Annotated in this window: 1 protein-coding gene; it reads left to right on the top strand. The window is 50.1% G+C overall.

Annotated elements, in window-relative coordinates:
- Position 1 precedes the first annotated feature (1 nt).
- Positions 2 to 13,405: an SDR family NAD(P)-dependent oxidoreductase gene (locus ACH32G_RS00710; protein ID WP_448813895.1), complete on the top strand. Its 13,404-nt coding sequence runs from the start codon at positions 2 to 4 to the stop codon at positions 13,403 to 13,405.
- The last annotated feature ends 2 nt before the right edge of the window (positions 13,406 to 13,407 follow it).

Here is a 13,407-nt window from a genome sequence, read left to right as displayed (position 1 = left end):
CGTGAAGAACTTCAATAAGCAAATCACTTTATCGCTGAAAAATCCGTTTATTTTACATCATGACGTTTACGGACAAAAAGTCCTTCCGGGATTGGCTTATATTGATATGTTTTATCAGATTTTCAAAGAGCGCGGGTATTCATATGACGGGCTTCAGCTGCGCCATTTATCCATATATCAGCCGCTTATTGCGAAAGAAAACAGCGCCGTCAAGCTTACGGTTGAATGTACAAAGGTAAAAGAAGGGCGCTGGAAACTGACCGCAAAAGGGGCTGAGGTCAGCGGCGGACGAGTACAGCCGGACGAACGTATTTACGTCAAAGCGGAAATGCATGAGACGGCCCCCGCAGTATTCAGTGACACGCTTGATCTTGACTCTGTCAAACGCGAGGCGGAACGCACCATCGATTTAAATGAGCTGTATGCACAATGCAGAATCCAGGAATTGGTTCACAGCGGATATATGAAAGCAGAAGGAGAAGTGTTTGAGGAGCGGGACGGGGTCACCTTTGATTTATCGCTCGGAAAAGACGCGATGGGACAGGCCGGAGGGTTTTTGTTCCATCCGACCCTTCTTGACGGAAGCGGCGTCGGCGCAAACCTATTAATTTCATCGCTGTTAAATGGGGAAAAGAGGCTGTTTCTGCCTCTTTTCTATGAATCTTTTACAGCTTCCGAACCTTTGCAGGCCGGATGCATCACGAGAATCAAACGTTCGTCGCTCCGGCAGGAAAAGGAGCTCATTTACATTACACTGGAGTTTTTTAACGCATCCGGCCGGAAAGTAGCCGAGCTGAAAGATTTCACAAGCAAGCTCGTGCGGGATGCCGAGCTGATCAATACAGAACGAAAGACTGCTGAGAAGTCTCCTGAAAAAGCCGGTTTACCGGAAGTTGCGGCATCGCTTGAAGGCGGACACCGGCATGAGGAAGCAGAACGGTATGTCATGAATCTGATGGCGGAAAAAATCGGCAAGCCGCTTGAACAGATTGATTCTCAAGTCGGCTACTATGAAATGGGGCTGACATCGTCCGGACTGCTTGACGTCGTCGAAACGATCAGCGAAAAAATCGGCGAAACCCTTTCTCCGACTTTGCTGTTTGAATATACGACGGCAGCAGAGCTTGCGGCTTTCCTGACTGAGCAGCACGGGAGCCATTTCAGCGCACCTCAGGCAAAAATGGAGAAGCAGCCGCAAACAGAAAAAAGGCGGAAAAGCAGTGTGCCGCAAGATGAAGATATCGCCATTATCGGGATGGCCGGCCGCTATCCGCAAGCCGAAAATATTCACGAATTCTGGGAAAACCTGAAAGAAGGAAAAAACTGTGTCACCGAAATTCCGGAGTCTCGCTGGGACTGGCGCCGATTTGAAAATGTAAAGTCGCCTTCGGGAAAGAGCATTTCAAAATGGGGCGGATTTATTGATGATCCGGATTGCTTTGATCCTCAATTTTTCCGGATTACGCCGCGGGAAGCTGAAACAATGGACCCTCAGGAACGGCTGTTTTTACAAACATGCTGGGAAACGATTGAGGATGCCGGATATACGCCGAAGTCGCTCGCGGAGGCGCGCGGACAAAATAAGAGACAGCGCGTCGGCGTCTTTGCCGGGGTGATGCACAAGGACTATACGTTGGTCGGAGCTCAGGCTTCTTCTGAAGATCATGTATTCCCGCTGTCTCTTAATTATGCGCAGATCGCAAACAGAGTTTCATATTTTTGTAATTTTCACGGGCCGAGCATGGCGGTCGATACGGTCTGTTCATCTTCGCTGACTGCGGTTCACCTTGCTGTGGAGAGCATTCGGCGCGGGGAATGTGAATCGGCGGTTGCCGGAGGCGTCAACTTGTCACTGCATCCGAATAAATATCTGACATACGGTTTATGGGACATGTTTTCAACAGACGGGGTTTGTCATACATTCGGGAAAGACGGAGACGGCTATGTACCGGCTGAAGGAATCGGTGCCGTTTTATTAAAACCGCTGCGGGAGGCGGTAAAAGACGGAGACCGGATTTATGCGGTGATAAAGGGCAGTGCCGTCAATCACGTGGGAACAGTAAGCGGGATTTCTGTGCCGAGCCCGGTCGCACAGGCCGATTTAATTGAGGAATGCCTGGATAAAGCGGGAATCGATCCGCGCACGGTCAGTTATATTGAGGCGCACGGGACCGGAACGTCTCTCGGCGATCCGATTGAGGTTCAAGGCCTTGTCAAGGCGTTCCGCCAGTACACACAGGACAAACAGTTCTGTGCCATCGGATCAGTGAAGTCCAATATCGGCCATGCTGAATCGGCGGCGGGCATCAGCGGCTTAAGCAAGGTCGCCCTGCAGCTTCACTATAAAACGCTGGTGCCGTCTCTGCATTCCGAGGAGCTGAATCCGTATTTAGATTTTGAACAATCACCGTTTTATGTCCAGCATCAAACAGAAGCATGGCAGCAGCCTTCCGTGACGGAAGACGGAAACGAAACAGTATATCCGCGGCGTGCCGGGATCAGTTCTTTCGGGGCGACAGGTTCAAATGTGCATCTCATTCTGGAAGAATTTATTCCGGAAGAATCACACAGATCAAATGCTGAACCTGCGGAAGAACAGACATTCATTTTCCCGGTTTCTGCCCGAAACGAAGAACGGCTTAAAGCGTATGTTGCGAAGCTGTCTGCATTTATTCATCCCGGCGTGCCGCTTGAGGATGCGGCATATACACTTCAGGTCGGCCGTGAGCAAATGGAGGAGCGGGTTGTTTTCACCGCACAGAATATAACACAGCTTAAAGAACGGCTGGGAGGTTTTCTGGCGGGTCAAACGGCCGGCGGATGCTGGCGGAACAGAGCTGATAAAACGAAACAGGCAGAGCTTGCTCCTGACTTGATACATAAATGGCTTTCTTCCGGAAGTCTGGAGATGATTGCTGAGAAGTGGGCCGGCGGAGGAACGATGGATTGGAATCTCTTATACGGTGAAAACAAACCGAATCGGATCAGCCTGCCGACATATCCGTTTGAAAAAACACGGTATTGGGTGCCCGAGGCGGAAAAAAAAGATTCGTTACCGCAAAAAAATGCAGGCATGCTGCACCCGCTCCTGCATGAAAATGTATCAAACATGTCAGGCGTCCGTTTTCGGTCCTCTTTTAGCGGCGGAGAATTTTTCCTCAAAGATCACGTCGTCAAAAACGAGCGGACGTTACCGGGCGCGGCTTATCTGGAAATGGTCCGGGCAGCCGTTGAACACGCGGCAGAAACGAAAGAAGAAGGAACAGTCCGCCTGAAGCATGTCGTATGGATACGTCCGTTTACAGCGGCGGATGAGTCCGCAGAATTGTATCTCCGTCTTTATGACGAAGAAAATGGGGAGATGGGATTCACGGTTTACAGTGAATCGGCTTCCGCGGAACAAGAGCCCGTTCTCTATGCGCAAGGAAGCGCGGCGTTTGTCCGGGCGGGCGAACCGGCCAAAATCGAGATTGACAAATTAAGAGAGTCACGCCGTCTGATCACACCTGACGCTTGCTATCAAGCTTATAAACAGATGGGGATTGAATACGGGGATGCTCACAAAGCGGTCACGGCAATCTATGCAAAAGACAGCGAAGTGCTTGCGAAACTCTCACTCCCGTCATCTGTTTCTCATACAAAAGATCAGTTTGTCCTCCATCCGAGCCTCTTGGATGCGGCATTCCACGCGACAATCGGGTTGATGTTTGATAGAGACGAAACTGACATAAGGCCGATGCTGCCGTTTGCTTTGGAGCAGATTGATGTGCTGAAAAGCTGTAAAAGCAATATGTGGGTTTCCATTGCGTACAGCGGCGATAGCAAGCCTGAAGATGCCGTCCAGAAGCTGGATATTGATATATGTGACGAACAAGGCAATGTATGTGTGAAAATGACTGGTTATTCCGCACGGGAAATTGAAACGGATAAAACAGATACACTATTTTTTGAGCACGTATGGGAAGAGAAGGCCGCTGTACATGAAAAAGCGCCAGTCCATTTCAAAACCCGTCACGTGATGATATCTGACCGGTTTACGGATCAAATGAACAGCATACAGACAGACTTCAGCTGTCACGTGCTCCGTGATCAGCATAAGAGTGAAGACGAACGGTTTGAAGCCTGTGCAGTTCAGGCTTTTGAAGAAGTGAAGAAAATCATCGCTTCAAATTCCGGCGGGCGCGAGCTTATTCAGATTGTCGTGCCTCAAGAAGCGGATACGCAGCTCCTTTGCGGCTTAACGGGGCTTTTGAAAACAGCGGCGCTTGAAAACCCGAACCTGACCGGCCAGCTGATTGAAGCGGAGCCGGACGTCAAGGCAGACACGCTGTCACGATATGTAAAAGAATGCAGCGCTCACCCTGACGACAAGCATATTCGCTATGAAAACGGCAGGCGCTATACGGCACAATGGCAGGAATCGGGTCTTGAACAGTTCGGCGCCGAAAAGCCGTGGAAGGATAAAGGTGTTTATCTGATCACTGGCGGTGCAGGCGGTCTCGGATTTTTGTTCGCCAAAGAAATCGCCCGGCATGCAAAAGGCGCCGTTCTTATTTTAACGGGGCGTTCTCTGTTGGATAACCGTAAAAAAGCCCAGCTGCAAGAGCTGTCCGACCTTGGCGCACAAGCCGTGTACAAACAAACGGACATGACAGATAAACAAGAAGTTCAATCGCTCACAGCGGACATCTGCCGGCAGTACGGCGGCTTAAACGGTATCATTCACAGCGCCGGAACGATAAAAGACAACTATATTCTGAAAAAGAACAAAGATGAACTCCGTGATGTACTGGCGCCGAAAGTCTCCGGGCTGGTTCATCTTGATGAAGCATGTAAGGACATAGAACTTGATTTTCTGATTCTTTTCTCTTCCGGAGCGGGAAGCGCCGGAAGCGCGGGCCAAGCAGATTATGCGATGGCCAATGCGTTTATGAACGCCTTCAGTGAAAAAAGAAACCGGCAAAAGGCCCGAAATGAACGCCATGGACACACTCTTTCAATCTGCTGGCCGCTTTGGAAAGACGGCGGGATGACGGTTGACGCCGAAACGGAAGCCATGCTGACAAAAGAAAGCGGCATGGTCCCTATGAAAACAGAAAACGGCATTCAAGCTTTGTACCGCGGGTGGGCGGCAAAGACATCCCAGATCATGGTGACGGAAGGCTACGCCGCAAAAATCCGGGCGTTTCTGAAAAAATCAGCGGATGATCAAGAAGAAACGGAAAGCGAACCAGAAGTATCGGCAGGCTTTTCATCAGGCGGAGAGAACATGCTTGCGGAAAAAACGGAGCATTTCTTGAAACAGGTGCTTTCGGAAGTAACCAAACTTCCTGTCGGCAGCATTGACGCCAAGGCGCCTATGGAAGATTACGGAATTGATTCGATTATGATTATGCATTTGACGGGACGGCTGGAAAAGAGCTTCGGTTCATTATCAAAAACATTGTTTTTTGAGTACCAGAATATTGAATCGCTGGCGCAATATTTTATGAAAGCTCACCGCGGCACGCTGCTGGAAGTAACCGGGATGAAAACGGAGGAAACGCCTGCAGCCAAACCGGATCTGCCGGAGAAAACAGAAGAAAAGCCTGTATCCTATCGCAGTGAAGGCAAAAAAGGCTTTGCGCAAGTCCGTACAGACACGCGGGAAAATCCAGTGCCGGAGCGTGAAGATATCGCGATTATCGGTATATCAGGACGATATCCGCAGGCCGAAAATCTCCAGGAATTTTGGAAGAACTTAAGTGAAGGCGTTGACTGCATAACGGAAATTCCAAACGATCGCTGGGATCACAGCCTTTATTACGATGCTGATAAAGATCAAGAAGGCAAGACGTACGGAAAATGGGGAGGATTTTTGAAAGACGTGGACAAATTTGATCCGCAATTCTTCTCTATTTCGCCCCGGGATGCAAAATTGATGGATCCGCAGGAGCGGTTATTTCTGCAATGTGTCTACGAAACGATGGAGGATGCCGGTTATACGCGCAAAAAGCTGACCGGAAAATCGGGTGACCTGCAGGGCGCCAATGTCGGTGTTTACGTCGGCGTCATGTATGAGGAATACCAGCTTTACGGAGCCGAAGAACAGGCGCGCGGAAAATCGCTCGCCTTGACCGGAAATCCGTCATCCATCGCGAACCGGGCTTCCTATGTATTCGGTTTTAACGGTCCGAGTATGGCTCTTGATACGATGTGCTCTTCTTCTTTAACAGCCATTCACCTGGCGTGTCAAAGCTTGCGGAACGGGGAATGCGAGGCGGCATTTGCCGGGGGCGTCAATGTATCCATCCATCCGAATAAATATTTGATGCTCGGCCAGAACAGATTTTTATCAAGCAAAGGGAGATGTGAAAGTTTCGGCGAAGGCGGAGACGGTTATGTGCCCGGTGAAGGAGTGGGCGCCGTACTCCTCAAGCCGCTTTCTAAAGCGAAAGCGGACGGTGATCATATTTACGGCCTGATCAAAGGAACGGCCGTGAACCATGATGGAAAAACAAACGGGTATTCCGTCCCGAATCCGAACGCCCAAGCCGCGGTTATCAAACAGGCGTTAAAAGACGCGGGAACCGATCCGAGGGCGGTCAGCTACATCGAAGCCCACGGCACTGGAACTTCACTCGGCGATCCGATTGAAATCACAGGTCTGACAAAAGTCTTTTCAGAACAAACACAAGATAAACAGTTTTGCGCCATCGGCTCAGCAAAATCCAATATCGGGCACTGTGAAAGCGCAGCAGGCATCGCGGGGCTGACGAAGGTGCTGCTGCAAATGAAATACAAGAAGCTTGCGCCGTCCCTGCATTCCCGGACGCTTAACCCGAATATTGATTTTCTAAGTACGCCGTTTAAAGTGCAGCAGACGCTTGAAGAGTGGAAAAGACCGGTCATAAATGATAAGGAACTGCCGAGAACCGCGGGGCTTTCCTCTTTCGGAGCCGGCGGCGTCAACGCTCACATCGTCATCGAAGAATATACCGCTGATGAGGATAAAGAGACGGCTTTTGCCGCACCTCATCCGTCGATGATCGTCCTTTCCGCAAAAAATGAGAAACGGCTTCAAGAACGGGCGAAACGGCTTCTTGATGCACTGCGGAGCGGGTGTTACAAGGAAGCGGATCTGGGCCGGATCGCCTATACGCTTCAAACCGGCCGTGAAGCGATGGAAGAGCGTCTCGGTCTGATTGTCAGCAATTTGCGCGAGCTTGAAGAAAAACTTGACGGATTTACGGGCGGCAAAGATTCAATTGATCAGCTCTACCGCGGACAAGTCAGACAGAATAAAGACACGATGGCGCTGTTTGCGGCTGATGAGGACATGGAAAAAACCATTGAGGCATGGCTTGAAAAAGGCAAAGCCGCAAAGGTACTAGAGCTTTGGGTAAAGGGCCTTCCGCTCAATTGGGATAAGCTGTATCAAATGGGCAGACCGCAAAAAATCAGTCTCCCGGCTTACCCGTTTGCAAAAGACCGTTATTGGATCGACACATCAGCTGGTGCAGCTGTCAAAAAACCGGCCGAAATAAAGCCTGCACCGATCGCACCGGCGGCCGCTCCGGAACCGGTCATTGAAGCAGCACCTCTTTGCGAGGAGGCTTCGAAAGAAAAACCGTCCAACATTACATTGCAGCCTTTGAGCTGCACGGAATCAAAAAGAACGGCACAGCCTGCTGACCGTCCGGCGGTTTCCGTTGAAAAAGTAAGTGCCGAATTAACGGAAAGTTTGGCGGACGTTTTATATATGGATCCCGGCGATATCGACGCAGACGACACTTTTATTGATATCGGTATGGATTCAATCACTGGTCTTGAATGGATAAAGGCGGTTAATAAAACGTACGGCACGTCTCTTACGGTGACGAAAGTATATGATTATCCGACCATCAGCCAGTTTGCGGCCTTCTTGCAAAAAGAGCTCGGGACAGAACCGATCCTTGAGGAAGTAACCGAACCGCAGAAAACGGAGGCCGTGAACAAACCGTCCAACATACTTCTGCAGCCTTTAACCGCTCATAAGCAGCCGGTGATACAGGCAGAAGCGGCTATTCTCGAGGCGATGTCTGAAACGGCAGCTTCCGCGGAACCGGAAGAACCGATTGAAGCGGTGCATGACGAGTTATCGAAAGCACTTGCTGATGTATTGTACATGGAACGGCATGAAGTAGATATTGATGAGGCCTTTATTGACCTGGGCATGGATTCGATTACCGGTCTTGAATGGATAAAAGCCGTCAATAAACGGTACGGCACGGACTGTAACGTAACGAAAGTGTATGATTATCCGACCATCCGTCAATTTGCCGATTTTCTGCGCACGCAGCCGTCCGTCCGCGGCAGAAAAAAACAGGCGGTTCCCGTCCGTCCAAAGCCGCTTACGCAGCGACATGCCCCGCAGGAGAAAACATCTGCCGAGCCGGAGAGATTAACGGTTCAAAAAGAACCTGAACCGGTGCAGGCCAAACGGGAGCCTAAAGACGAGATATCAGACGCGATAGCCATCGTCGGCATGTCGGGCAAGTACCCGGATGCGCCGGACCTAAAGACATATTGGGACAACTTAGCCCGTGCGAAAAACGCCATTCGCGATATCCCGCTTTCCCGCTGGGATGTAAACCAATACTATGATCCGGCCTTAAACAAGAAGGGCAAAGTATACTGCAAATCAATCGGTATGCTTGACGGCATTGAAGAATTTGATCCGTTGTTTTTTAATATTTCTCCGTCTGAAGCTGAACTTATGGACCCGCAGCACCGGATATTTTTACAGGAAGGCTTTAAAGCCTTTGAAGATGCGGGCTATAGCTCAAAAGAATTAAGCGGGAAAAATTGCGGCGTTTATTTAGGGATTATGAACAATGAATACGGCATGATGTTAAATAAACATCAGACAGGAGGAAGCGCAACGGGCAACAGTTTCAGCATCGCGGCGGCCCGCCTGGCGTATTATCTCAACTTGAAAGGGCCGGCGATTCCGATCGATACTGCATGCTCATCGTCTCTTGTCGGGACTCATTTGGCGCGTCAGGCGCTGTTGAATCATGAAATTGACATGGCGCTTGTCGGCGGCGTCACCTTGTATATAACGCCTGAATCATATATCAGCATGTGTGAAGCCGGAATGCTGTCTCCTGATGGCCAATGCAAAGCATTTGATAACAGCGCAAACGGATTTGTGCCTGGCGAAGGCGCGGGGGCGCTCGTTCTGAAGAGGCTGAAAGATGCGGAAGCCGATCAAGACCATATTTACGGAGTCATTATCGGGTCCGGAATTAACCAGGACGGAAAAACAAACGGCATTACCGCCCCGAGCGCGAAAAGCCAAATGGATTTAGAGCGCCAAGTGTATGAAACGCACAACATCCACCCTGAGAGCATTACCTATGCGGAAATGCACGGCACCGGCACAAAGCAGGGGGATCCGATTGAATTAGAAGCTTTATCTTCTGTATTTAAGGAAAAAACGGACCGAAAACAATTTTGCGCCATCGGTTCGGTTAAATCGAATATCGGACATACATCGGCGGCGGCAGGCGTAGCAAGCGTCCAGAAAGTTCTGCTGTCGATGAAGCATCAAAAGCTTGTGCCGAGTCTTCATTTCAGCACGCCGAATGAACATTTTGATTTCGATGACTCGCCTTTATTTGTCAATACCGAACTCAAACCTTGGGAAACAGGCGGAGCACCGCGGCGGGCCTGTGTCAGCTCATTCGGCTACAGCGGCACAAACGCTCATCTCGTCATTGAAGAGTACCAGCCGAAAGACCGGGACAGCCGAAAACCTGATGAGACAAACATTTTTGTACTGTCGGCGAAAAAAGCGCGGCAGCTAAAAGCCTATGCCGAGTCGATGATCGAATTTGCAAAAGCCAATCAGGATATCCATCTTTCAGATATGGCGTACACGCTTCAAACCGGGCGTGACGCAATGGACTACCGTCTTGCGGTTACAGCCGGTTCGAGAGAAGAACTGATCAGCCGTTTAACCGATTTTGTATACAGCAATACGGGTGAAGGGATATATGAAGCCCACATCAAAACGGCAAAAAAAGAAATCAAAGCATTTGAAACGGACGATGATATGAAGCAGCTTGTCAGGTCATGGTTCGATAAGAAAAAATACGGCAATATAGCGGAATTGTGGGCAAAAGGGCTTCACGTGGACTGGAACAGACTCTATCAAGGCGAAAAACCACGCAGAATCAGTCTGCCGGCTTACCCGTTTGCCAAGGAGCCGTACTGGCTGCCTCAAGTGAAATCTGCATCGGAGGAAACGGAAGACCGGCGCGAAGCTGTACTTTTAGAAAAGCAGTGGGTTCCGTGTGAGATCAAGTCTGCCGATGAAAAAAGCGTTCAGAAGGTCATGATTCTGGCTGATGCAAGGACAAGGGGACTTGCCGAAGAGACTGCAAAGCATTTCGATGACTCGTTCATTCTCCCGATCGATTCGGCTGACACGTCAGCTGCCGATTGGAGCCGCATAGATGGCGCAATCGATCTGACGGGCTGCGGAGACGAAGACCTTTCACTGGAAGGGATCAGCCGGCTCCAGACTCTGATTGATACGAGCCGCCGTCAAGCGCGGCCGCTGACCCTGCTGTATGTAACAAAAGGCTTGGAGCCGTTTCAGCAGAAAACGATTCATCTCGCAGGAGCGGCAAAAAGCGGCCTGTACAGAATGCTGCAAAGTGAGTATCAAAACGTGACGTCAAGACACATGGATGCCGATACAGATACAAATCAGCAGACACTTGCCAAACAGATTGCGGATGAATTTTCAGCGGACAGCACAGAACCGGAAGTCTGCCTCCGAAACGGACAGAGATACCGCGCTGTATTCAGGGAGATTCCAAAATGGGAGCGGTCAGAACAACAGCCCACACCGTTCCCGGAAGATCATGTGCTTTTCATTACCGGAGGGACGAGAGGACTCGGTCTTTTATGCGCACGCCATTTCACAGAAAAACACGGCGTGAAAAAAGTGGTGCTGACAGGCAGGGAGCCGATTCCTCCCCGCCATGAACGGTCAGCTGTGAATACACGGCTGAAAGAGAAAATACGGGCGATTGAAGCGCTAGAAGCAAAAGGTGTGCAAGTAGCGGTCATCAGTCTGAAATTGTCTGACCGTGATGCGGCGGCAGCGGAAATTGAAACGATCCGGCGCACGATGGGACCGATCGGCGGGGTCATTCACTGTGCAGGCTCCGTTAATTCAGTAAATCCGGCGTTTATCAGAAAGACTGCTGACGACATACAAGAAGTGCTGGAACCGAAAGTCGCCGGGCTTCAAACTTTAAGCAGCCTTTTTACAAATGATCCTTTGCGATTCTTCGTCTTATTTTCTTCCGTATCTGCTGTCGTTCCGGCGCTTGCCGCGGGGCAGTCGGATTATGCGATGGCAAATGCGTACATGGATTATTTCGCGGCTGCTCATCAGCATCAATATCCGATGGTCAGCATTCAATGGCCGAATTGGAAGGAAACCGGATTGGGTGAAGTCCGCACAGAAAGCCTGAAGCAGACCGGACTTTTAGGACTGACGAATGCGGAAGGGATTGACTTGCTGGACCGCATTTTGTCTGAAAACATCCGCCCGGCCGTTCTGCCGGCCATCGTTGATCGAAGCGGATGGCATCCTGACAGGCTGCTCAGTCAAAAGAAAAAACAAAAAGAGGCTGAAGCAGAAATAAACGGTCAAATCGAGGAAAAACAATCAGACTCAGACCTTCTTTTTGATACGAAGGCATGGCTTGTAAAACTGTTTTCTGATGAGCTGAAAATCGTTCCGGATGAACTGGAAACAGACGAACCGTTTCAGGATTACGGGGTTGATTCGATCATTTTAGCGCAGCTTTTACAGCAAATGAATCAAGCGCTCAAAAAGGACTTAGATCCGTCTGTTTTATATGAACATCCGACGATTGACGCGTTTGCCGAATGGCTTGTATCCAACAGTCAGCCGCTGCTCACAAGGAAGGAATCTGATACAGAAACCGCGGTTCCCGCCAATGTGCAAACCGTTCAAGCTGAACAAAACCGATATGCCGAAAATGAAGACATTGCCGTCGTCGGAATGAGCTGCCGCTTTCCGGGAGCGGAATCGTTAGAACAATATTGGGATTTGCTGAGAAACGGCAGGTCCGCGATCGGCTCCGTGCCGGCCGAACGATTCGGTTACGAAAATCAGTATGTTGCGGGCTTGATTGAACATATGGATCACTTTGATTCCGATTTCTTTTTCATACCGGAAAACGACGCGAAAGCGATGGATCCTCAGGCATTGGCGGTGCTGGAAGAAAGCGTAAGGCTTTGGTGCCATGCCGGCTATACCCGTGATGAAATCAAGGGTATAGAAGCCGGTGTGTATATCGGAGGCCGCAGCCAGCATCAGCCTGATCCTGAAAGCCTTGCGAATGCCCGCAATCCGATCGTTGCGGGCGGGCAGAACTATTTAGCTGCAAACGTTTCGCAATTTTTTGACCTGCGGGGGCCGAGCATCGTGCTTGATACGGCTTGTTCATCGGCTTTGACAGGAATGAATATGGCCGTACAGGCACTGAGAAGCGGCGATATCAAAATAGCGGTAGTCGGCGGTGTCAGTATGCTGAACACGGATGCGGCGCACCGGATGTTCCAAGAGCGCGGGCTGTTAAACGAAAAACCGGTATTTCATGTGTTTGATAAGCGTTCAGGCGGCGTTGTCCTCGGAGAAGGCGTGGGCATGGTGCTGTTAAAAACGGTAAGCCAGGCGCAAAAAGACGGCGACACGATACACGCAGTCATTAAGGCCGCCGCCATGAATAATGACGGCAGAACGGCAGGGCCGTCAGCCCCTAATGTTCAGGCGCAAAAAGACGTTATGCAAAGCGCGCTTTTAAAAAGCGGTAAGAAGCCGGAGGATATCACTTATATCGAAGCGAACGGATCGGGTTCCGCTGTGACTGATTTACTTGAGCTGAAGGCGATTCAATCCGTATACCGCTCAGGTCAGCATGTTCCGCTCGGCATCGGATCAATCAAGCCGAACATCGGGCACCCGCTTTGTGCAGAAGGGATCGCAAGCTTCATAAAAGTCGTATTAATGCTGAAACACAGACAAACGGTTCCGTTTCTCTCAGGGGATGAACCGATGCCGCATTTTGATATAACAAAGACCGATTTGTATTTTGATAAAACAGCCGGCGAATGGGATGCAGCCAGACCGTCTGCGGCCATCAACTGCTTTGCCGACGGCGGAACGAACGCCCACATCATTTTGGAAGCTTGGGAAGAAAAAGATACTCGACTGAAAAGAAAGCCGCTGCCGGCACCGTCATTAAGACGTAAGGGTCTCGTAAAAGAACCTGATGCACCGGTGAAGAAACAAGAGCTTCCTGCCAAGAAAATGTTCTGGAAAGCATTTAAATAGAG

Source organism: Bacillus sp. CIS52 (genome assembly GCF_053545315.1).
This window is presented reverse-complemented; position numbering and strand designations above follow the sequence as displayed.